At 67.9% G+C, this 19,662-nt stretch carries 23 protein-coding genes; 16 read left to right on the top strand and 7 right to left on the bottom strand.

Annotation, left to right across the window (positions count from 1 at the left end):
• Window positions 1–2: 2 nt before the first annotated feature.
• The 5 genes from J0J01_RS25830 to J0J01_RS25810 all read left to right on the top strand — a co-directional run bounded on the left by J0J01_RS25830 (window position 3) and on the right by J0J01_RS25810 (window position 4,581).
• Window positions 3–995, top strand: a complete 993-nt coding sequence (locus J0J01_RS25830; RefSeq protein WP_365738327.1) for an ABC transporter ATP-binding protein — start codon at window positions 3–5, stop codon at window positions 993–995.
• 3 nt (window positions 996–998) lie between these two features.
• Window positions 999–1,835: an ABC transporter permease subunit gene (locus J0J01_RS25825; RefSeq protein WP_296386000.1), complete on the top strand. Its 837-nt coding sequence runs from the start codon at window positions 999–1,001 to the stop codon at window positions 1,833–1,835.
• A complete protein-coding gene (locus tag J0J01_RS25820; protein ID WP_296385998.1) occupies window positions 1,832–2,644 on the top strand; it encodes an ABC transporter permease subunit in 813 nt (270 codons plus the stop codon). The genes J0J01_RS25825 and J0J01_RS25820 overlap by 4 nt, the downstream gene beginning before the upstream one ends.
• A 318-nt stretch (window positions 2,645–2,962) precedes the next feature.
• Window positions 2,963–4,144: a sulfite oxidase gene (locus J0J01_RS25815; protein WP_296385995.1), complete on the top strand. Its 1,182-nt coding sequence runs from the start codon at window positions 2,963–2,965 to the stop codon at window positions 4,142–4,144.
• A 32-nt stretch (window positions 4,145–4,176) separates the two neighbouring features.
• The gene (locus J0J01_RS25810; protein ID WP_296385994.1) at window positions 4,177–4,581 is read left to right on the top strand and encodes a hypothetical protein; all 405 of its coding nucleotides are present in this window, start codon (window positions 4,177–4,179) and stop codon (window positions 4,579–4,581) included.
• A 1-nt stretch (window position 4,582) separates the two neighbouring features.
• Here J0J01_RS25810 and J0J01_RS25805 read toward each other — a convergent pair whose 3' ends face one another.
• Together J0J01_RS25805 and J0J01_RS25800 are read right to left on the bottom strand one after the other, a co-directional pair.
• Window positions 4,583–5,950, bottom strand: coding sequence for a hypothetical protein (locus tag J0J01_RS25805; RefSeq protein WP_296385992.1), 1,368 nt, complete (start codon window positions 5,948–5,950; stop codon window positions 4,583–4,585).
• Window positions 5,947–6,255, bottom strand: a complete 309-nt coding sequence (locus J0J01_RS25800) for a helix-turn-helix domain-containing protein (protein ID WP_296385990.1) — start codon at window positions 6,253–6,255, stop codon at window positions 5,947–5,949. Before J0J01_RS25800 ends, J0J01_RS25805 begins: the two co-directional genes overlap by 4 nt.
• Before the next feature lie 64 nt (window positions 6,256–6,319).
• On the opposite strand from J0J01_RS25800, the gene J0J01_RS25795 reads away from it, so the two are divergent.
• Window positions 6,320–6,883, top strand: a complete 564-nt coding sequence (locus tag J0J01_RS25795) for a carboxymuconolactone decarboxylase family protein (protein ID WP_296385988.1) — start codon at window positions 6,320–6,322, stop codon at window positions 6,881–6,883.
• Here the strand turns inward: J0J01_RS25795 and J0J01_RS25790 are convergent.
• A complete protein-coding gene (locus tag J0J01_RS25790; protein WP_296385986.1) occupies window positions 6,819–7,988 on the bottom strand; it encodes a benzoate/H(+) symporter BenE family transporter in 1,170 nt (389 codons plus the stop codon). The genes J0J01_RS25795 and J0J01_RS25790 overlap by 65 nt on opposite strands.
• Window positions 7,985–9,223: a Zn-dependent hydrolase gene (locus tag J0J01_RS25785; RefSeq protein WP_296385984.1), complete on the bottom strand. Its 1,239-nt coding sequence runs from the start codon at window positions 9,221–9,223 to the stop codon at window positions 7,985–7,987. The genes J0J01_RS25790 and J0J01_RS25785 overlap by 4 nt, the downstream gene beginning before the upstream one ends.
• A gap of 326 nt (window positions 9,224–9,549) precedes the next feature.
• Here J0J01_RS25785 and J0J01_RS25780 point away from each other — a divergent pair, with 326 nt between their 5' ends.
• The 10 genes from J0J01_RS25780 to J0J01_RS25735 all read left to right on the top strand — a co-directional run bounded on the left by J0J01_RS25780 (window position 9,550) and on the right by J0J01_RS25735 (window position 17,741).
• A complete protein-coding gene (locus tag J0J01_RS25780; protein ID WP_296385982.1) occupies window positions 9,550–10,722 on the top strand; it encodes a CaiB/BaiF CoA-transferase family protein in 1,173 nt (390 codons plus the stop codon).
• 13 nt (window positions 10,723–10,735) lie between these two features.
• Window positions 10,736–11,620, top strand: coding sequence for a dienelactone hydrolase family protein (locus J0J01_RS25775; protein WP_296385980.1), 885 nt, complete (start codon window positions 10,736–10,738; stop codon window positions 11,618–11,620).
• On the top strand, window positions 11,617–12,633 hold the full coding sequence (locus tag J0J01_RS25770) for a histone deacetylase family protein (RefSeq protein ID WP_296385978.1): 1,017 nt from the start codon (window positions 11,617–11,619) through the stop codon (window positions 12,631–12,633). Before J0J01_RS25775 ends, J0J01_RS25770 begins: the two co-directional genes overlap by 4 nt.
• Window positions 12,634–12,731: 98 nt before the next feature.
• Window positions 12,732–13,502, top strand: coding sequence for a FadR/GntR family transcriptional regulator (locus tag J0J01_RS25765; protein ID WP_296385976.1), 771 nt, complete (start codon window positions 12,732–12,734; stop codon window positions 13,500–13,502).
• Complete coding sequence (rpiB, locus tag J0J01_RS25760; protein WP_296385973.1) at window positions 13,499–13,945, top strand: ribose 5-phosphate isomerase B; 447 nt, start codon at window positions 13,499–13,501, stop codon at window positions 13,943–13,945. The genes J0J01_RS25765 and rpiB overlap by 4 nt, the downstream gene beginning before the upstream one ends.
• Window positions 13,946–13,969: 24 nt before the next feature.
• Entirely contained in the window at window positions 13,970–14,761 is a 792-nt protein-coding gene (locus J0J01_RS25755; RefSeq protein WP_296385971.1) for a transporter substrate-binding domain-containing protein, read from the top strand.
• Window positions 14,762–14,769: 8 nt separating this feature from the next.
• Window positions 14,770–15,558 carry a transporter substrate-binding domain-containing protein gene (locus J0J01_RS25750; protein ID WP_296385969.1) on the top strand — a complete coding sequence of 263 codons (789 nt, stop codon included), beginning with the start codon at window positions 14,770–14,772 and terminating at the stop codon, window positions 15,556–15,558.
• A 122-nt stretch (window positions 15,559–15,680) separates the two neighbouring features.
• Window positions 15,681–16,364 carry an amino acid ABC transporter permease gene (locus J0J01_RS25745; RefSeq protein ID WP_296385967.1) on the top strand — a complete coding sequence of 228 codons (684 nt, stop codon included), beginning with the start codon at window positions 15,681–15,683 and terminating at the stop codon, window positions 16,362–16,364.
• Window positions 16,361–17,008 carry an amino acid ABC transporter permease gene (locus J0J01_RS25740; RefSeq protein WP_296385965.1) on the top strand — a complete coding sequence of 216 codons (648 nt, stop codon included), beginning with the start codon at window positions 16,361–16,363 and terminating at the stop codon, window positions 17,006–17,008. Before J0J01_RS25745 ends, J0J01_RS25740 begins: the two co-directional genes overlap by 4 nt.
• On the top strand, window positions 16,995–17,741 hold the full coding sequence (locus J0J01_RS25735) for an amino acid ABC transporter ATP-binding protein (RefSeq protein WP_296385963.1): 747 nt from the start codon (window positions 16,995–16,997) through the stop codon (window positions 17,739–17,741). Before J0J01_RS25740 ends, J0J01_RS25735 begins: the two co-directional genes overlap by 14 nt.
• Before the next feature lie 62 nt (window positions 17,742–17,803).
• Here J0J01_RS25735 and J0J01_RS25730 read toward each other — a convergent pair whose 3' ends face one another.
• From J0J01_RS25730 to J0J01_RS25720, 3 genes are read right to left on the bottom strand one after another with little or no spacing between them, the layout of a single operon-like run.
• A complete protein-coding gene (locus tag J0J01_RS25730) occupies window positions 17,804–18,643 on the bottom strand; it encodes an MBL fold metallo-hydrolase (protein ID WP_296385961.1) in 840 nt (279 codons plus the stop codon).
• A gap of 46 nt (window positions 18,644–18,689) precedes the next feature.
• Complete coding sequence (locus tag J0J01_RS25725; RefSeq protein ID WP_296385960.1) at window positions 18,690–19,376, bottom strand: Crp/Fnr family transcriptional regulator; 687 nt, start codon at window positions 19,374–19,376, stop codon at window positions 18,690–18,692.
• A 17-nt stretch (window positions 19,377–19,393) separates the two neighbouring features.
• On the bottom strand, window positions 19,394–19,654 hold the full coding sequence (locus J0J01_RS25720; RefSeq protein ID WP_296385958.1) for a DUF4242 domain-containing protein: 261 nt from the start codon (window positions 19,652–19,654) through the stop codon (window positions 19,394–19,396).
• Window positions 19,655–19,662: the final 8 nt, after the last annotated feature.

Raw genomic sequence — 19,662 nt, 5'->3', positions numbered from 1 at the left:
GGGTGAGCGGACCCATCGTCAAGATCGACGGCGTAGCCAAGAGCTTCGGCGCCGTGCAAGCCGTTGCGGGTGTCGATCTCGAGATCGCCCGCGGCGAGCTGTTTGCGCTGCTGGGCGGCTCGGGCTGCGGCAAGACCACGCTGCTGCGCATGCTGGCGGGCTTCGAGACGCCCGACTCGGGCCGCATCGTCATCGACGGCCAGGACATGACCGGCGTGCCGCCGCACCTCAGGCCGGTCAACATGATGTTCCAGTCCTACGCGCTGTTCCCGCATCTCGATGTCGCGAACAACGTCGGCTACGGCCTGAAGCGCGAGGGCGTGGCGAAGACCGAGATCGCCGAGCGCGTCGCCGCGGCGCTGGCGCTGGTCAAGCTCGACGGCCTGGGCGCGCGCCGGCCGGCGCAGCTCTCGGGCGGCCAGCGCCAGCGCGTCGCGCTCGCCCGCGCATTGGTCAAGCGACCCAAGCTGCTGCTGCTCGACGAGCCGCTGGCGGCGCTCGACCGCAAGCTGCGCGAGGGCACGCGCTTCGAGCTGGTGCGGCTGCAGGAGCAGCTCGAGCTCACCTTCGTCATGGTCACCCACGATCAGGAGGAGGCGATGGGCATGGCCAGCCGCCTCGCCGTGATGAAGGACGGCCGGATCGTGCAGACCGGCACGCCGCACGACGTCTACGAGCGGCCGGCGACGCGCTTCGTCGCCGACTTCATCGGTGTCGCCAACATCCTGCAGACCGCGCCACGCCGCTGGCTGGCGCTGCGACCCGAGAAGATCGTGCTGGCCGCCAATCGGCCGGCCACGGCGCACGCCGCGACCGGCAAGATCGTCGACATCGCCTACGAGGGCGACCGCTCGCTCTACCGGGTGGCGATCGGCAACGGTCCCGTCATGCTGGTGGCGCAGATGAACACCGAGCGTGTCCGAGAGAGCCATCGCCGCGGCGACGCGGTATGGCTCGGCTGGAGCGACGATGCCGGCCAGCCGCTGGAGGAGTAGGCGGTGAGGCTGGTCATCGCGCTTCCCTATCTCTGGCTGGTCGTGTTCTTCCTGCTGCCGCTCGGCCTGGTCCTCGGCCTGTCGCTCGCCACCAACGCGCCGGACCTCGCACCGCCGGTCGAGCTCGGCCTCTCCTTCGCGAGCTTCAAGCTCCTGTTCACCGACGATCTCTATCTCGCGGCGTGGCTGTCGTCGCTGCGCATCGCCGCGACCTCGACGCTGGTCTGCCTGCTGCTGGGCTATCCGATGGCCTATGCCATCGCCCGCGCGACACCGCCGCGCCGGCCGCTGCTGCTGATGCTGGTGATCCTGCCGTTCTGGACCTCGTTCCTGATCCGCGTCTATGCCTGGATGGGCCTGCTGGCCGAGAACGGCATCCTCAACCAGTTCCTGCGATGGTCGGGACTGATGAGCGATCCCGGCACCATCCTCGGCACCGAATGGGCGATCCATCTCGGCATCGTCTATGCCTATCTGCCCTTCATGGTGCTGCCGCTCTACACCGCGCTGGAAAAGCTCGACTGGAGCCTGCTCGAAGCCGCGTCCGATCTCGGCGCCAGGCCGCTGCCTGCCTTCCTCACCGTCACCCTGCCGCTGTCGTTGCCCGGCATCGTCGCCGGCTGCCTGCTGGTCTTCATCCCGGCAGTCGGCGAGTTCGTCATCCCCGACCTGCTGGGCGGCACGCGCACGCTGATGATCGGCAAGGTGCTGTGGGACGAGTTCTTCACCAATTCCGACTGGCCGCTCGCCTCGGCGGTCGCGATCTGCCTGCTGATCCTGCTGGTCGGGCCGATCCTGCTCTTCCAGCGCCAGCAGCAGCGCAGCCTGGAGCGGACATGACCATCGGCCGCGCCCGCTTCGCCTTCACGGTGCTGGCCTTCGGCTACGCCTTCCTCTACCTGCCGATCGCGCTGGTGATCGTCTATTCGTTCAACGAATCGCGGCTGGTGACGGTGTGGGGCGGCTTCTCGACCAAATGGTGGATCGCGCTGTTCCACAACGACGCGATGCTCGACGCCGCCTGGCTGTCGCTGCGCATCGCCCTGGTGAGCGCCACGCTCGCCACCGCGCTCGGCCTCGCCGCGGGCTATGTGCTGGCGCGCGTGCCACGCTTCATCGGCCGTACCCTGTTCGCGAGCCTGGTCATCGCGCCCATGGTGATGCCGGAAGTCGTGATGGGCATCTCGATGCTGCTGCTGTTCGTCGGCAGCGACCAGCTGCTGGGCGGGCCCGAGCGCGGGTTCCTGTCGATCACCGCCGCGCACGTCACCTTCTCGCTCGCCTTCGTCGCCATCGTCGTGCAGGCCCGCCTCGCCGACTTCGACCGCACGCTCGAGGAGGCAGCGATGGATCTCGGCGCGACGCCGTGGACGACCTTCGTCACCGTCACCCTGCCGATGATCGCGCCGGCGCTGGTGTCGGGCTGGCTGCTCGCCTTCACGCTGTCGCTCGACGACCTGATCCTCACCCAGTTCGTCGCCGGGGCGCAGTCGCAGACCCTGCCGATGCGCGTCTATTCCAGCGTTCGCCTGGGCGTCGATCCGCAGATCAACGTGCTCGCGACGATCGTCATCGCCGTCGCCGCGAGCACGCTCATTGCGTCAACAGTCTTGACCCGAAGAATCGTTGACAAGCGCGGCGCGCGGTGACGAGATATCTCTACGCAGCAACGGATACGGAGGTTTAGATGCTTCCACCGGACAAGCGTGCCGCGTTGACTGCCGGGGCAGCCATTCGGGCAACGGCACAGCGGTAACTCGCGAATGACGCACCGGGAGCGGCCCCCGCGGGTCGCATCAGTCAGGCTAGACCCCACCATGGCCGCTCCCGTTGTGCCGTCCTCCTTTTCCCATCTCTTCCCATCATCCTGTTGATTTTTCACAACATGTGCTGACACGCGGCACGGCGATGGGTTAACGTTTTCCCAAACGGGGGAAACGATGGGACACACGACGACAAGGCGCACGATGCTGAAGGGAACTGCGTTCGTCGCAGCGAGCGCCGCGCTGCCGGCTGCCGCCTTGGCGCAGAGTGCGCCCGCCTCGAAGGGCCCCAAGCTGCTCGAGATGGACGGCAAGGCCAAGCTTCACGTGCTGGGCGACAGGCCGCTGGTGGCCGAGACGCCGGCGGCGCTGCTCGACGACGACGTCACACCGACCGAGAAGCTGTTCGTCCGCAACAACGGCCAGTTCCCCGAGATGCCGGCCGACCTCAAGGCCTGGAAGATCAAGATCGACGGCGAGGTCAACACGCCGCTGGAGATCAGCCTCGGCGACCTGATGGCGAAATACGAGAACGTGACCCTCCAGCTGATGCTGGAATGCGGCGGCAACGGCCGTTCCTTCTTCACGCCCGAGGCGCGCGGCAACCAGTGGACCAACGGCGGCGCGGGCTGCCCGCAATGGACCGGGGTGCGGCTGGCCGACGTGCTGAAGGCGGCCGGCCTGAAGTCGAGCGCGGTCTATACCGGCCACTACGGCGCCGACCCGACGCTTGCCGGCGAGACCGACAAGCCGACCCTCTCGCGCGGCATGCGGATCGACAAGGCGATGGACCCGCACACGCTGATCGCCTTCAAGCTCAACGGCAAGGATCTGCCGCTGGCGCACGGTGCGCCGGTGCGGCTGATCGTGCCGGGCTGGGCGGGCTCGCTGTCGACCAAGTGGCTGACCCGCATCTGGGTGCGCGACAAGGAGCATGACGGCCCGGGCATGGGCGGTTTCTCCTATCGCACGCCCAAGAAGCCGATCGTCCCCGGCAGCAAGGGCGACGACAAGGACATGGCGGTCCTGGAAGCGATGCCGGTGCGCTCGGTCATCACCTCGCCGGCCGACGGCAGCAAGCTCAGCGGCCGCAAGATCGAGCTGCGCGGCCATGCCTGGGCAGGCGACCACGAGGTCAAGACCGTCGAGGTCTCGATCGACCACGGCACGACCTGGAAGCCGGCCAAGGTCAATCCGCCAGCCAACAAATTCGCCTGGCAGCGTTTCACCGCCACGGTCGACCTGCCGAGCGGCGGCTACTACGAGGTGTGGTCGCGCGCCACGGACGCGGCCGGCAAGACCCAGCCGTTCGCCGCGACCAACTGGAACCCGCAGGGCTACGGCGCCAACCCGGTCACCCCCGTTCGCGTGCTCGCCGAAGCTTGAAACTCACGATAGCCCATGTCTGCGTCATAACCATGGGCGCGACATTCCTGCTGCTGGCGTTCGATCGCGCGGGTCACCTGCGCGGCAAGCAACCTGCCTGGACGCCAGCCATTGCGGTCGCACCGCGCGTCGCCGATGCAAAGCCATCGCCCGACGCCGGCAAGCCGCCGCCGCATAACGACAAGGTCGAGGACATGCCCGAGGGCAAGGGGCGCGAGGTCACCTTCTACACCTGCACCGCCTGCCACGGCGTGGCGCTGATCAAGGCGCAGGGCCTGACCCGCGATCTCTGGGACAACACCTTCGACACGATGCTGGAGAAGCATCGCATGCCGCCGGTGAAGGCCGACGAGCGGGCCGAGATCCTCGACTATCTCGCCGAGCAGTTCCCGCCGCGCCGCAAGGGCCGCGGCGCCGGCAACCCGTTCCTGAAGTAGCTCAGCAACCGACATTCTCGAGCAGGGTCCAGGGGCCCGACGCCTTGCGCGGCCGCCATGGGCAATCGACGGCCTGCGGCGCCGCGCCGCGCACGAAGACGTAGCGGTAAGCCGATGCCGGCAACTCGGTTTGCGCCTTGGGATCGCGGAAGCGGACGACTTGCGTCGGGTACGCCGCGAAGTTGAAGTCGACGAAACCCGCCTTCTCCGCCTGGTACCAGAGCGCGAAGTTCTGGTAGGCCATGGGCGTGCGCGCCGCCCGACTCGTCATGTCCAACACCTGTTGCTGCGCGCGATGGCCGGGCTCGGCCGCCGCCAGCACCTCCTCGAACGCCCGGCTTTCGGCCGCGAAGGCCAGCAGGCGCTCGACCTGGACACCGAGCGCCCACCAGGTCAGCAGCGCGATCGGAAGCAGGCGCCAACCCGGCGCCGGCGCGGACGCAAACAGCAAGGCGACGAACGGCAGGAAAAAGACGGCGAAGCGCGAGCCGACGAAGTAGGTTTCCATCACCGTCTCCGGCACCAGCACGATCCAGAGAAGCAGCATGGCGATGGGAACGACGGCGGCCTTGTTGCGATTGAAGCGGCCGCCGAGCAGCCAGGATGCGGCAAGCAGCAGCGGCACGAGCGGCGCCAGGAGCGGATCGATCGCCGGCGATCCCATGGGGAAGAAGGCGACATAGCTCAATCCGCCGAGGCCCAGCCAATCGGCGCGCGTGGCAAGCAGGGTCGTTGCCGCCGGACGCAACAGGAAATAGGCAAGGGAGACCAGCCCCAGAAGCAGATAGGGCAGGACAGCAGCCGGCGACGGCCGATGAATCACGAGAAAGGCCGCCGCCACGGCGACGGCGAAGACGAACACCAGGCCGTGGGAGAAGAAGAGCAGCACGCCGAGCACGACGAGGAGGAATGCGCGCCTCAGCGTGGGCTTATGCGCATGGCTCTGCGCCAGCACGATGAACGCCATCGCGATCGGCAGGGCGACGAGGAAGGGGAAGAACCCGTAGAGCCAGCCGAGCCCGAAGAACGGCGTGACGCTCAGCCAATCCACGCGTGGGTCGGCGTCCAGGCGCCTGCGCAGCAGCACCGAGCCGGCAACGAAGCCCCAGTACGACAGCATCAGCACGATCTTCAGCGCCGCCGAGACCGGCACCAGGAAGCTCAGCAGCAGCGCCAGCCCGAAGCCCAGCCAGTAGGGCGTGAAATAGTTCACCTCGGCCAGCCCCTGCCATCTCGAGGTGCCGAGCAGCAGGTCATGGCATAGCGCCACCTGGGCGGCATGCTGCGCGAGATCGGCGAGGGGCAGGTGCGGCGCCAGCCAGACCGTGCCGCCGGCGAGCAGGACCGTGATCCAGAACGCGATCCTCATCGCTCGGCCCACTTTTCGGCCCAGCGGTGCAGCGGCAGAAAGAGCTCGAGCAGCTCGCGGCCGAGCCCGGTCAGCCGATAGCCGCGCTCGGGGTCGAGCTCGACCAGCCGCGCCTCGCGGAGCTCGGCCAGTCGGGTGTTGATGATGGTCGGGCTGGCGCCGATCGACTCCTGCAGCTCGCGGAAGCGCCTGGGCTCCTCGCGCAGCTCCCAGATCAGCCGCAGCGCCCAGCGCCGGCCCAGCAGGTCGAGCAGCGCCATGATCGGCCGCCCGGTGCGCGAGCCGCGAACCGGCTTCTTCACCATCTATTTCACTCCGTTACTACAATTTCTGTAGCATCGCCGACGAGCTTACTACATATTCTGTAGCGTGTCCCGCATCGCTCCCGCCGAACCGCCCTATGAGCCCGCCATCGCCGAGGCCCTGAACCGCATCATGCCGCCCGGCATCGAGCCGCTGGTTCTGTTCCGGACCATGGCGCGAAGCCCACGCGTCCTCGCCAAGATGTTCGCCGGCGGCCTGCTCGACAAAGGCCCGCTCAACCTGCGCCAGCGCGAGATCGTGATCGACCGCACCATGGCACGGCTCGGCTGCGAGTATGAATGGGGCGTCCATGTCGCCCTGTTCGCCGGCAAAGTCGGCTTCGGCGAGGTCGAGACTGCGGCCACCGTGACCGGCGCGCCGGATGCCGACTGCTGGTCTGCACCGGAGCGGGCCTTGATCGCACTGGTCGACGATCTGGTCGACCGCCGCACGATCGGCGACGCCACCTGGACTTTGCTGACAGAGCACTTCGACGAGACGCAGATCCTCGAGGCGATCGCGCTCGTCGGCTACTACCACACGATCAGCTTCCTGTGCCGCGGGCTCAGCCTCCCCCTCGAAGCCTGGAGCGCGCGCTTTCCAGACCCAGCACCAGCAGACCGAAGATGAGCCCCCAGAAGGCCGAGCCGACGCCCATCAGGGTCACGCCCGACGCCGTGACCGCCAGCGTCCCCACGGCGGCGAGGCGATCCTTCTCCGGCCCCAGCGCGACGCCGAGCGAGCTCGCCGTCGAGCCGAGCAAGGCCGTGCCGGCCACCGTCATCAGCAGCGCCGGCGGCAACGCACCGAACAGGCCGACCAGCGAGGCGCCGAACAGCGCGATCAGCCCCCACCACAAGGCGTAGAACACACCGGCCATCCAGCGCTTGGCCGGATCGGGATGCGCCTCGGGGCCGGTGCACAGCGCCGCCGAGATCGCGGCCAGGTTCGAGGTATGGGCGCCCATGAACGCCGTGGCCAGCGACGCCGCGCCGGTCGCCGCCAGCACCGGCTGGGTCGGCGGGTGGTACCCCGACGCGCGCAGCACCGCGAAGCCCGGCAGGTTCTGCGACGCCATGGTGACGAGATAGAGCGGCACGCCGAGCCCGACCAGGGTCGCGGCATCCCAGGCCGGCGGCTCGAAGACCAATGCCGACACGCCGAGCGGCGGGATCGGCTTCACCAGTCCCAGCGCCCAGGCGAGCAGCGCGCCGGCCGCCAGCACGACCAGCGAAGCCATCGTCGGCACGACATGGCGCATCACCAGGAACAGCACGATCAGCACCAGCACCAGCAGCGGCTGGTGCGGCACCTGCTCGATCATCGCGATGATCAGCCGCAGCAGGATGCCGCCCAGCATGGCCGCGGCGATGCTTGTCGGGATGCGCTCGATCAGCCGGCCGAGCGGACGGATCGCTGCGGTCAGCAGGATCAGCACGGCCGACAACGCGAAGGCGCCGATCGCCGCGCGGAGGCCAGGCACGCCCTGGCTCGAGGCGATCAGCGCCGCGCCCGGCGTCGACCAGGCGGTGATGATCGGCATGCGATAGCGCACGCTGAGGAACAGCGCGCTCGCCGCGGTCGCGATCCCGAGGCCGGAGACCCACGAGCTCGCCTCGGCGGGCGTCGCGCCGACCGCCTGCGCCGCGGCGAGCACGATCGGCAAGGTGCCGCCGACACCCGCCACCGTGGCGATCAGGGCGGCGGAGGCGGCTGAGACGACGCCCGACTTCATGTGTTGGCGCGTTCCACCATCGCCTGCAGCAGGATCTGGCAGCCGGCGCCGATATCGACCTTGTCGGCGTCCTCGACCTCGTTGTGGCTGATGCCGTCCTTGCAGGGCACGAAGACCATCGCCGTCGGCGCGACGCGGCTGACGTAGCAGGCGTCGTGGCCGGCGCCGCTCACGATGTCCATGTGCGGATAGCCCGCCTGCTCCGCGCCACGACGCACCGACTCGACCAGCTCCTTGGCGAAGGGCGACGGCGGGAAGTACCAGATCTGCTCGATCTTCGCCTCCAGCCGATGGCGCCTGGCGATGTCGGCGGCGGCCGCGCGCATCTCGGCGTCCATCTTCGTCAGCTCGCCATCGTCGGGATGGCGGAAATCGATGGTCATGAAGACGCGGCCGGGAATGGTGTTGCGCGACTGCGGCAGGCTCTCGATCACGCCGACGGTCGAGCGGCCGTTCGGCCGGTTGCCGATCTCGCGGCACTTCACGATCAGCTCGGCGGCGCCGACCAGCGCGTCGCGCCGCCCCTCCATCGGCGTGGTGCCGGCATGGCTCTCCATGCCGGTCCACGACACCTCGTACCAGCGCTGGCCCTGCGCGCCGGTGACGACGCCGATCGTCTTCTTCTCGCGCTCGAGGATCGGGCCCTGCTCGATATGCGCCTCGAAGAAGGCGCCGACCTTGCGGCCGCCGACCTGCTCGGGACCGTCGTAGCCGATCTTCCTCAGCGCCTCGGCGAAGCTCACGCCGTCGCGGTCCTTGATCGACAGCGCGTGGTCGAGCGTGAAGGCGCCGCCGAACACGCCCGACGCCACCATCGCCGGCGCGAATCGGCAGCCTTCCTCGTTGGTCCACACCGCGACCTCGATCGGCGATTCGGTGACGTAGTTGGAATCGTGCAGCACGCGCAGCACCTCGAGCCCCGCCATCACGCCATAGGCGCCGTCGAACTTGCCGCCGGTCGGCTGGGTATCGAGATGGCTGCCGGTCATGATCGGCGGCTTCGACGGATCGCGCCCCTCGCGCCGCGCGAAGATATTGCCGAGCTGGTCGACCTTGATGGTCGCCCCCGCCGCCTTGGCCCAGCTCACGAACAGGTCGCGCCCCTGCCGGTCGAGATCGGTCAGCGCGATGCGGCACACGCCGCCCTTCTCGGTGCCGCCGATCTTCGCCAGCTCCATCAGGCTGCCCCACAGCCGGTCGGCATCGATGCGCAAATTCGGGCGGTCGGACGTCATGGCAACTCCACGGGTGACGGACTATCATCGGTCAATGCGGCATGGAAACTAGCATGGCTCGACGACCGCGAAGCAAATTGGCAGGGATGGGCGCTCCGGTTGGCCACGATAGGGCATTGGCGTTGCTCGAGATTCTCGAGCTGGGCGAAGAGCAAGTGCGACAGGGCAAGACTGTGCCCGCGACAGAAGCGATGAAGCGCTTTTGTCAACGGATCAAAGCTCGCGCCAAGGCTCGCTCCGCGTTGCAGCAATAGTCGGCACCTGCGGAGCGAAAGCAGCGCGGCCCAGCGCTGGCCCGGCGAGCCGGGCAAGGCTATTGCTCGATCATGCTTCCTCTTTCCGACACGCTCGTCCTCGACCTCACGCAAGTCATCGCCGGCCCGACGGGCGGCCAGATCCTGGGCGACATGGGCGCCGACGTGATCAAGGTCGAGCCCTTGAACGGCGAGCATTTCCGGCCGCATTTCGGCGGCGCCTGGGTGCCGTCGATGAACCGCAACAAGCGCGGCCTCGCGCTCGACCTGCGCACCTCAGGTGGCCGCGACGTGCTGATGCGGCTGGTGAAGAAGGCCGACGTGTTCATGGAGGCGTTCACGCCGGGCGTGATCGACAAGCTGGGCTTCGGCTGGGACGTCGTGTCGACGGCGAACCCGCGGCTGGTCTACGCCTCGGTGTCGGGCTACGGCCAGACCGGGCCCTACTCGCATCGCGCCGGCTACGATCCCTGCATCCAGGCCGAGATCGGACTGATGGACGCGACCGGCCCCTTCAAGGGCGAGATGTGCCGCGTCGGCACCGCGCCGATCGACTACTCGACTGGCCTCGCCTGCGCCGCCGGCATCGCCTTCGCGCTGCTGCATCGCCACAAGACCGGCAAGGGCCAGCGGCTCGACCTGTCGCTGTTCGATGTCGGCATGCACCTGATGAGCCACTGGATCACCAACCATGGGCTGACCGGCGAGGATCCCGAGCGCATGGGCACCTCCAACACCATCCTCTGCCCGCTGCGCGTGTTCCCGACGAAGACGCAGCCGGTGTTCATCGCCGGTACCAACGATGCCTTCTGGAAGCTGCTGTGCACCGCGCTCGGCAAGCCGGACTGGCTGGCCGATACCCGCTTCGCCACCAACAAGGATCGCGTCGCCCACCGGGCCATCCTCGAGCCGATGATCGAGGCGTATTTCCTGCAGCACACCGCCGACGAGCTGCTCGACAAGCTGATCCCCGCCGGCATGCCCTGCTCGGCCGCCTACAAGATCAGCGAGGCGATGGCGACCGACCATGCCAAGGCGCGCGGCAGCGTGCTCGAGGTCGACTATCCCGGCATCGGCTCCGTGAAATCGGCCAACAACCCGATCAAACTTTCTGACGCTCCCGTGAGCGTGCGCCGAAAGTCGCCCGGCGTGGGCGAGCACACCGTCGAGATCATGCACGAAGTGGGCTATAGCGATGGCGAGATCGCCGCCCTCAGGGAGGCCAAGGCGATCGCCGGAACTTGAGGGAGGCTGGGCGATGGACGGACTGGTGAAGCAGCACGACTGGATCGATCAGCGCGTTTTCGATCTCTACGACGAGTACTGCCACGGTCGCATGGACCGGCGAACGTTCCTGCAGCAGGCGGCGCTGGTCGCCGGCGGCCTCGCCATGGCGCAGGCGCTGATGCCGCGCTACGCCAACGCCCAGACCATCTCCTTCACCGACGAGCGCATCAAGGGCCAGTACGTCACCTACCCCTCGCCCGGCGGCAACTCGGGCACCATGCGCGGCTACCTCGCGCAGCCCAAGGGCACCGGCCCGTTCCCGGTCGTGCTGGTGGTGCACGAGAATCGCGGCCTCAATCCCTACATCGAGGACGTGGCGCGCCGCGCTGCCGTCGAGGGCTTCCTGGCGCTGGCGCCGGACGGACTGTTCCCGGTCGGCGGCTATCCCGGCAACGACGATGACGGCCGCGAGCTGCAGGCCAAGCTCGACCAGAACAAGCTGCGCACCGACATGCTGAACAGCGCCAAGTGGCTGAAGGCGCACCAGCTCTCGTCGGGCAAGCTCGGCGTGACCGGCTTCTGCTGGGGCGGCGGCACGACCAACTACCTCGCCGTCATGATGGGCGCCGACGTGAAGGCCGCGGCGCCCTACTACGGCGCGGCGCCCGCACCGACGGCGGTGGCCGATATCAAGGCGGCGCTGGCGATCCACTACGCCGAGAACGACGAGCGCATCAACGCGATGTGGCCGGACTACGAGAAGGCGCTGAAGGCCGCCGGCACGTCGTTCGAGCAGTTCACCTATCCCGGCACGCAGCACGGCTTCCACAACAACTCGACGCCGCGCTACCAGGCGGCGGCGGCCAAGCTCTCCTGGGAACGCACGATCGCCCTGTTCAAGAAGAACCTCGCGTGAAGATCGTCTATTCCGACAAGCACGCCGCGCACGATCCGCAGACCTTCTTCGTGCGCGGCGTCAAGCAGCGCAGCACCGAGCAGCCCGAGCGGGCGACACGCCTGCTCGCCGCTGCCACGAGCGCCGACCATGAGGTCGTGGCGCCGCGCACCTACGGCACCGCGCCGGCGGCGACGATCCACACGCCCGAGTATCTCGACTTCCTGCGGACCATCGCGCGGGATTGGGCGACGCTGCCCAACGCCTCGGCCGAGGTCGTGCCGAATGTCCATCCTGCACGCTACCCCGCGACCTATCCCAAGGCGCTGGCCGGCCGCGCCGGCTGGCACCAGGTCGACCTCGCCTGCCCGATCGGGCCGGGCACCTGGGACGCGGCCCTCGCCGCCAGCGAGCTTGCGACGACCGCAGCCGACATGGTGCTCGAGGGCGCGCACGTCGCCTACGCCCTCTGCCGGCCGCCCGGCCATCACGCCTACGCCGACATGGCGGGCGGCTTCTGCTTCCTGAACAACACCGCGATCGCAGCGCAGCGCCTGCGTGGCCGGCATCAGCGCGTCGCGATCCTCGATGTCGACGTGCATCACGGCAACGGCACGCAGGGCATCTTCTGGGAGCGATCCGACGTCCTGACCGTGTCGATCCACGCCGATCCGTCGAATTACTACCCCTATTTCTGGGGCCATGCGCACGAGACCGGCTCGGGCAAGGGCGAAGGCTTCAACCTCAACCTGCCGCAGCCGCTCGGCTCGGCCGACGCGCCGTGGCTCGCGGCTGGCGACACCGCTCTCGCACGCATCAAGGACTTCGCGCCGACGGCGCTGGTCGTGGCGCTCGGCCTCGATGCCAGCGAGAGCGATCCGCTGCAGGGGCTCAAGGTGACCGGACCCGGCTTCCATGCGATGGGCCAGAAGATCGCTTCGCTCGGCCTGCCGACAGTGCTCGTGCAGGAAGGCGGCTATCTCAGCGACGATCTCGGCCGCAACCTGGTGCAGTTCCTCGGCGGCTTCGGATAAGGTCTCGCCGGGGTGGCCTGGACACTCCGACTTTCGGGCGTCGAAACGAGCGGCTAGCCAGCACTTCTGGCTCTCCTATAAAGTGGTCAGACCACGGCATGACCACGATAGAAGTCACCAAGCCGGACCCGGAGGAAAGCCAGAGCGGCGCGGCGCGCGTGCTCACCTTCTTCCGCGACCGCCTGCTCTCGGGGGAGCTCAAGGCCGGCGACCGGCTGCTGCCCGAGCGCGAGCTGGCGGCGGCGCTCGAGGTCAGCCGGCCGGTGCTGCGCGAGGCGCTGCGCTCGCTCGCCATGCTCGGCCTGCTCGACATCCGGCATGGCCGCGGCGCCTTCGTGAAGAGCGCCGACGCCTCGGTGCTGGGCCAGGCGCTGACCCTCTGCCTCGCGCCCGAGCCCAACATCCTCGACGACGTGCTGCAGGCGCGCATCGCCATCGAATGCCAGGCGATTCGCCTTGCCTGCGAGCGCGCCAGCGAGCGCGACCTGCAGGCGATCGCCGGCACCCTCGACACGCTGGTCGATTCGCTCGACGACCCCGAGCGCGGCGGCAGCGCCGACTACGCCTTCCATCTCGCCATCGTGAAGGCGAGCGGCAGCGCCTCGCTGATGAAGATCTACGAGGCGATCTCGCCGCTCCTGATGCGCTCCCACGTCGAGCGCCGGCGCGACACCTTCCGCGAGCCGGCCATCACCGCGGGCCTGGTCGAGGCTCACCGCCGCGTCTTCCATTCGCTCGCCAACCGCGATCCCGACGCAGCCGAAGCCGGCCTGCGCGACCACTTCGCGATCGGCGACGAGTTGCGCCGCCGCAGCCTGATCTCCGCCTACCAGCCCCCCGACCACCAGTCCAAGAGGAAACGTTCATGAAGCTCGTCGTCGGCTCCGACCATGCCGGCTTTCCGATGAAAGCCGAGATCCTCGCCTTCCTGAAGGAGAAGGGCCACGAGGTGCTCGACGTCGGCTCCCACGATCCCGCGCCGGTCGACTTTCCCGACGTCGCCCGCCAGGTCGCCGCGGCCATCACCTCGGGCAAGGCCGAGCGCGGCCTGATGATCTGCGGCACCGGCGTCGGCGCCTCGATCGGCGCCAACAAGATGAAAGGTATCCGTGCCGCGGTCGGGCACGACGTGCATTCGGCGCACCAGTGCGTCGAGCACGACGACGTCAACGTCCTGTGCATCGGCGCGCAGATCGTCGGTCCCTGGCTCGCCAAGGACCTGATCGCCGCCTACCTCGACGCCAAGTTCTCGACGGCGGAGGAGTTCCGCCGCCGGGTCGCCAAGCTCGCCGACATGGATGCGGGCCGATAGAGAGTTCTCAAGGAGGAGGAAACGATGAAGAAACTCATGATGGCGGCGCTCGCCGTCGCAGCGATGGTCGGCGCAAGCCACGTCGCGCGGGCTGATACGCTCGACGACATCAAGAAGGCCGGCAAGATCCGCATCGCCATCGACCTCGGCGTGCCGCCCTACGGCATGACCGACGCGCAGATGAAGCCGACCGGCCTCGACGTCGAGGCGGCCGAGATGCTGGCCAAGGACTGGGGCCTGCAGTTCGAGCACGTGCCGACCACCGGCGCCTCGCGCATCCCGAGCCTGCAGACCGGCAAGGCCGACCTGGTGATATCGAGCCTGTCCTACACCGCCGAGCGCGCCAAGGTGATCGACTTCTCGCAGGGCTACGCCGTGCTGCGCACGGTGATCGCCGCGCCGAAGTCGGTGAACGTCAAGAAGCTCGCCGATCTCGACGGCAAGACCGTCGGCACGGTGCGCGGCACCACGCACGACACCCAGCTCACCAAGGAAGGCCCCAAGGGCATGAAGCTGACGCGCTACGAGGACGACGCCACCGAGGGTCAGGCCTTCCTCAGCGGCCAGGTCGACATCTTCTCGACCGCCGAGATGATCGTGCCGCAGCTCGACAAGAAGAACCCGGCCCGCCAGGTCGAGGTCAAGTTCATCCTCGACAACTTCAAGCTCTGCGTCGGCGTCAAGAAGGACGAGACGCGGCTCCTCGAAGAGGTCAACAAGTGGGTGCTGGCCAACATCAAGAACGGCAAGCTGAACGCGCTGAACCAGAAGTACTTCGGCAGCGACCTCCCCGAGCTCATCACCAAGCAGCAGTAGGAGCAGCCATGAAGACCCTGCTCGCAAGCGTCCTGATCGCCCTGATGTCGCTCGGCGCGGCGGCCCATGCCGACACGCTCGACGACATCAAGAAGGCCGGCAAGATACGGATTGCCATCGATACGGCGATCCCGCCCTTCGGCATGACCGACGACAAGATGCAGCCGTCGGGCTCCGACGTCGACACCGCCCAGCTCCTGGCCAAGGATCTGGGCGTGCAGCTCGAGATCGTGACCACCACCGGTCCGACGCGCATCCCGAGCCTGCAGACCAACAAGGCCGACCTGGTCGTCTCGACGCTGTCGATCACGCCCGACCGCGCCAAGGTGATCGACTTCTCGATCCCCTACGCCGACCATCCATCGGTCGTGGGCGCCCTGAAAGGCGTGGCGATCTCGAGCTACGCCGATCTCGCCGGCAAGAAGGTCGCGGTCGTGCGCGGCACCACCCAGGACACCGACCTCACCCGCGAGGCCAAGGGCGCGCAGCTCGTGCGCTACGAGGACGACGCCACCATGGCGCTGGCCTTCGCCTCGGGTCAGGTCGACATCCTGGCGACGGCGCGCTCGCTGCTGCCGGCGATCAGCAAGAAGAACCCGGCGCGCACCGCCGAGTCGCGGATCACGATGCAGACCAACTACCTCGCGATCGGTCTGCGCAAGGACGAGCCCAAGCTCAAGGCGTGGGTCAACGACTGGGTGAAGACCAACCTGCAGAACGGCAAGCTCGGCGCCATCTACCAGAAGTGGCACGGCGTCGACATCCCGGTCGACGAGCTGCTGAAGATCGGCGGCTAGGTAAGCTCGATGGTCCACGCACCGTGTCATCCCGAGCGTAGCGAGGGATCTATGACGACCCGCATAGATCCCTCGGCCTGCGGCCTCGGGATGACACCGGTGGTGCCGGACGCGCTCCCAGCATGAGCTACAAGTTCGACTTCTCGTTCCTGGCGGAGAGATGGCCGGACTTCGTGGCCGGCGCGTGGCTCACGGTCCAGCTTACCGTCGTGTCGATCGCGCTCGGCCTGCTGGTCGGCACGGTCTGCGCCCTGATCCGCGTCTACGGCACGCGGTGGATGAAGGCGCCGGTCGGCGTCTATGTCGAGCTGATCCGCAACACGCCGCTGCTGGTCCAGATCTTCATCGTCTATTTCGGGCTGTCCAGCCTGGGCCTCAAGCTCTCCGCTGAAGTCTCCGCCGTGATCGCCCTGGTCGTGAACATGGGCGCCTACACGACGGAGATCATGCGCGCCGGCATCCAGTCGATCCAGCGCACCCAGCTCGAGGCTGCCGATTGCCTGGGCCTCACCCGGCTGCAGACCATCCTGCACGTCGTGCTGCTGCCGGCGATGGAGCGGGTCTATCCCGCGCTGTCGAGCCAATTCGTGCTGCTGATGCTCGCCTCCTCGATCACCTCGCAGATCTCGGCCGAGGAGCTCACCGCCACCGCCAACCTGGTGCAGTCCGACACCTACCGCAGCTTCGAGGTCTACATCATCGTCGCGATGGTCTATCTCGCGCTGTCGTTCCTCTACCGCCTCGGCTTCTGGCTGATCGGGCTGGTGCTGTTCGCGCGCAAGCGCAAGCTGGGGACCGCGCTGTGATCCAGCTCAACGCCAACCACTTCGTTTACCTGCTGCAGGCCGCGACCTGGACCTTGCTGCTGTCGCTGATCGCCTTCGTCGGCGGCTCGGTGGTCGGGCTGATCGTGGCACTGATGCGGGTATCGAAGGTCGCGGCGGTGCGCGCCCTCGCCAGCGGCTACATCCAGCTCATCCAGGGCACGCCGCTGCTGATTATCCTGTTCCTGTCGTATTTCGGCCTCGGCATCATGGGCTACAAGCTGGTGCCGATCGTCGCCGCCGGCCTGTCGCTGACGCTCTATGCTGCGGCCTTCCTCGGCGAGATCTGGCGCGGCTGCATCGAGGCGGTGCCGCGTACCCAGTGGGAGGCTTCGGATTGCCTCGGCCTCAACCGCTTCCAGCAATATGCCTACGTGGTGCTGCCTCAGGCGGTGAAGCTCGCCATCCCGCCGACCGTCGGCTTCATGGTGCAGATCGTGAAGAACACCTCGCTGGCCTCGGTGATCGGCTTCGTCGAGCTCGCGCGCGCCGGCCAGATCGTCAACAACTCGACCTTCGAGCCGTTCGTGATCTTCACCGTGGTCGCCGCAATCTATTTCGCGATGTGCTACCCGCTGTCGCTGGCGGCACGCGCCCTGGAAAGGAAAACCCATGCTGGCCGCTGAGCCGCCGATCGTCCAGATCGAGAAGGTCGTCAAGGAATTCGGCCCGCTGCGCGTGCTGGACGGCGTCGGTTTCGACGTGGCGCGCGGCCAGGTCGCCGCCATCGTCGGTCGCAGCGGCTCAGGGAAAAGCACCTTGCTGCGCTGCATTGCCGGCCTTGAGACCGTGCAGGCGGGCTCGATCAGCGTCTGCGGCCACGATGTCGGCCGGCCCGGCAGCGCCGCCCGTGCCCAGCTGCGCCGCGACGTCGGCATGGTGTTCCAAAGCTACAACCTCTTCCCGCATCTCACGGTCGAGCGGAACATCACGCTGGCGATGACCCTGGTGAAGAAGCAGTCGCGCGACGAGGCCAACGCCAAGGCGGCGGAGGTGCTGGCCATGGTCGGCCTGACCGACAAGCGCACCGCTTATCCCGAGCAGCTTTCCGGCGGCCAGCAGCAGCGCGTCGCGATCGCCCGTTCGCTGGCGCTGCAGCCGCAGGTCATGCTGTTCGACGAGGTGACCTCGGCGCTCGATCCCGAGCTCACCGCCGAGGTGCTGGCGGTGATGGAGGATCTCGCCAAGCGCGGCATGACCATGATCACCGTCACCCACGAGATGGGCTTCGCCCGCCGCGTCGCCGACCTGGTGGTGTTCATGCACAAGGGCAAGGTCTGGGAGATCGGCCCCACCGCCGAGCTGTTCGCGCGCCCCCGGACCGCCGAGTTCAGCCAGTTCGTGGCGAGCGAGCTCTAGGGTCATTGGACCGCGCGCATCCTGCGCGCTCATGAGCGGGCTGGAAGCCCACGGTCCAATGATCAGTCGCCACCTTGGCCGGCGACGGCGATCGCCGTGAGCTTCTGGGGCAGCTCTTCCTTCACCACCTCGATGCTGCGCTTGTCGGGCAGGACGAAGTCGGGCTCGAGCGGCGCCACCAGCCCCAGGAAGCGGTCGAGCTGGTGCTTGCCCCAGTAGTGCATCGGCAGGACGATCCTGGGATCGATCGACTTGATGACGTCGGCCATGTACGGCACGCCCATGGTGAAGGAGCCGTCGATCGGCACCATCAGCACGTCGATGCGGCCGAGCTCGTCGAGATGCTCCTTGGTCAGGCGATGGTGCAGATGGCCGAGATGGGCGATGCAGAGATCGCCGACCGCGAAGACGAAGATCGAGTTGCCGTTGATGCGCGCGGCACCGGTCCCCCAGTCGCGCGCGTTGGTCGGCACGTTCCACACCCGCACGTCCTTGTAGCGGACGTCATGCTTGGCCTCGCTCTCGCCGTCCTTGGGCCAGCCCTGCAGGACGTAGGAGATGCCGTCCTCCGGCTGGTCGGTGAAGTGCGTCGAATGGGCGTTGTTCATCGTCACAATGTCGGGATGACGCCCGAAGCCGTTGACGCCGTTGTAGTCGGTGATCGCCCGCACGCCCTGCGGCGTGTCGATCTGGTAGCTGGCATGGCCGACGAAGGTGATCAGCGCGCGGTTGGGTGAATCCTCGCTGCCGCCCCTGGCGAACTGCAGCCCGTCGAGCGAGGCGACCTGCGTTCCCGGCCCGAGCCGCTCGACCAGGTTCTTGGAGCAGCGCGCCAGCGCCGGGCCCGCGACCAGCACGAACGCCGCTGCGAACAACGAGAGCACGGACATCCGAACGGGCATCGGCCACCTCCCCTCACGCCACACAAGCAGAGGGTATGCCAGATTCTCAGCCCCCCGCCACGATGCGGTCGAAAAAGGTCACGTCGTGGACCACCAGCCGGCCGCGTCCGATCTCGACCGCGCCAGCCTCGCGCCACAACGCGAGCTGCCGGCTCACGACTTCGCGGGACACGCCCAGCATGTGGGCGAGCTCATGCTGCGACAGCGGAATGGTGACCGCGCCGGTCCGGCCGTCGGCCGGCGCGTAGTCCTGGGCGAGCGCGGCGACCTGCTTGGCGAGCCGCGCCGGCACGTCGAGGAAGGCCGAGTCCTGTACCAGTTGCGTGGTGCGCCGCACCCGCTCGCACAGGAAGGCGATCATGCGCAGCGCCGCCGCCGGCCGCTCCTTGAGAAACGGCAGGAAGACACTGCGGCCGAGGAAGACCAGCCGCGAGGCCTCGCGCGCCACCGCTGCGGCGCTGCGGCCCTGGCCGTCGAAGAAGGCGATCTCGCCGAAGAAGGTGCCGGGCCCGAAGCTGTTCAGGATCAGCGGCTTGCCCTCCGGCGATTCCACGGTGACGACGATGCGGCCGCTCATGACGCCGTAAAGGCCGTCGGCCTCGTCGCCTTCGTTGAAGATCACCGTGCCCGCCGCAGCGGAGCGCAGGCGCAGATGCTTGAGGAGGGCCGCCCGCTCGTTATCGGTGAGGGTGCCGAACAACGGATGGCGACGGAACATCTCCTCCGGGGTCATGCCATCCGGTTCGCCCCTCAGGCGAACATCTCGGGCCTTATCTCGCTGTCGATCTCGATGATGACATCGGCCGGCAGGCTGTTGCGCTTGGCGGCGATGCGGATCGCCTCGACGCTCGGCGCCTCGTACAGGCAGTAGGTCCGCATCTTGTCGGCGCTCAGGAACGAGAAGAGCCACTTCACGCCCTCCTCGTCGTTGATGCGCGTGATGCTGGCGGCCCCGTTCTTGTCGAGCTCGACCTTCTCGGCGAACCGGCGTTCGATCAGGTATCGCGGCATGGCCTCCT

The sequence above is a fragment of the Reyranella sp. genome (assembly GCF_017305915.1).
Lineage (GTDB): Bacteria > Pseudomonadota > Alphaproteobacteria > Reyranellales > Reyranellaceae > Reyranella.
Note: the sequence above shows the minus strand (reverse complement) of the source record. Positions and strands in the feature narration are given on the sequence as shown.

What these genes read in the sequence shown, in the direction of transcription:
- J0J01_RS25820 (WP_296385998.1), top strand. Translation starts at nt 1,832, where the DNA reads ATGACCATCGGCCGCGCCCGCTTCGCCTTCACGGTGCTGGCCTTCGGC.
- J0J01_RS25815 (WP_296385995.1), top strand. Translation starts at nt 2,963, where the DNA reads ATGCTGAAGGGAACTGCGTTCGTCGCAGCGAGCGCCGCGCTGCCGGCT.
- J0J01_RS25810 (WP_296385994.1), top strand. Translation starts at nt 4,177, where the DNA reads ATGGGCGCGACATTCCTGCTGCTGGCGTTCGATCGCGCGGGTCACCTG.
- J0J01_RS25805 (WP_296385992.1), bottom strand. Translation starts at nt 5,950, where the DNA reads ATGAGGATCGCGTTCTGGATCACGGTCCTGCTCGCCGGCGGCACGGTC.
- J0J01_RS25800 (WP_296385990.1), bottom strand. Translation starts at nt 6,255, where the DNA reads ATGGTGAAGAAGCCGGTTCGCGGCTCGCGCACCGGGCGGCCGATCATG.
- J0J01_RS25790 (WP_296385986.1), bottom strand. Translation starts at nt 7,988, where the DNA reads ATGAAGTCGGGCGTCGTCTCAGCCGCCTCCGCCGCCCTGATCGCCACG.
- J0J01_RS25785 (WP_296385984.1), bottom strand. Translation starts at nt 9,223, where the DNA reads ATGACGTCCGACCGCCCGAATTTGCGCATCGATGCCGACCGGCTGTGG.
- J0J01_RS25780 (WP_296385982.1), top strand. Translation starts at nt 9,550, where the DNA reads ATGCTTCCTCTTTCCGACACGCTCGTCCTCGACCTCACGCAAGTCATC.
- J0J01_RS25775 (WP_296385980.1), top strand. Translation starts at nt 10,736, where the DNA reads ATGGACGGACTGGTGAAGCAGCACGACTGGATCGATCAGCGCGTTTTC.
- J0J01_RS25765 (WP_296385976.1), top strand. Translation starts at nt 12,732, where the DNA reads ATGACCACGATAGAAGTCACCAAGCCGGACCCGGAGGAAAGCCAGAGC.
- rpiB (WP_296385973.1), top strand. Translation starts at nt 13,499, where the DNA reads ATGAAGCTCGTCGTCGGCTCCGACCATGCCGGCTTTCCGATGAAAGCC.
- J0J01_RS25755 (WP_296385971.1), top strand. Translation starts at nt 13,970, where the DNA reads ATGAAGAAACTCATGATGGCGGCGCTCGCCGTCGCAGCGATGGTCGGC.
- J0J01_RS25750 (WP_296385969.1), top strand. Translation starts at nt 14,770, where the DNA reads ATGAAGACCCTGCTCGCAAGCGTCCTGATCGCCCTGATGTCGCTCGGC.
- J0J01_RS25745 (WP_296385967.1), top strand. Translation starts at nt 15,681, where the DNA reads ATGAGCTACAAGTTCGACTTCTCGTTCCTGGCGGAGAGATGGCCGGAC.
- J0J01_RS25735 (WP_296385963.1), top strand. Translation starts at nt 16,995, where the DNA reads ATGCTGGCCGCTGAGCCGCCGATCGTCCAGATCGAGAAGGTCGTCAAG.
- J0J01_RS25730 (WP_296385961.1), bottom strand. Translation starts at nt 18,643, where the DNA reads ATGCCCGTTCGGATGTCCGTGCTCTCGTTGTTCGCAGCGGCGTTCGTG.
- J0J01_RS25725 (WP_296385960.1), bottom strand. Translation starts at nt 19,376, where the DNA reads ATGACCCCGGAGGAGATGTTCCGTCGCCATCCGTTGTTCGGCACCCTC.
- J0J01_RS25720 (WP_296385958.1), bottom strand. Translation starts at nt 19,654, where the DNA reads ATGCCGCGATACCTGATCGAACGCCGGTTCGCCGAGAAGGTCGAGCTC.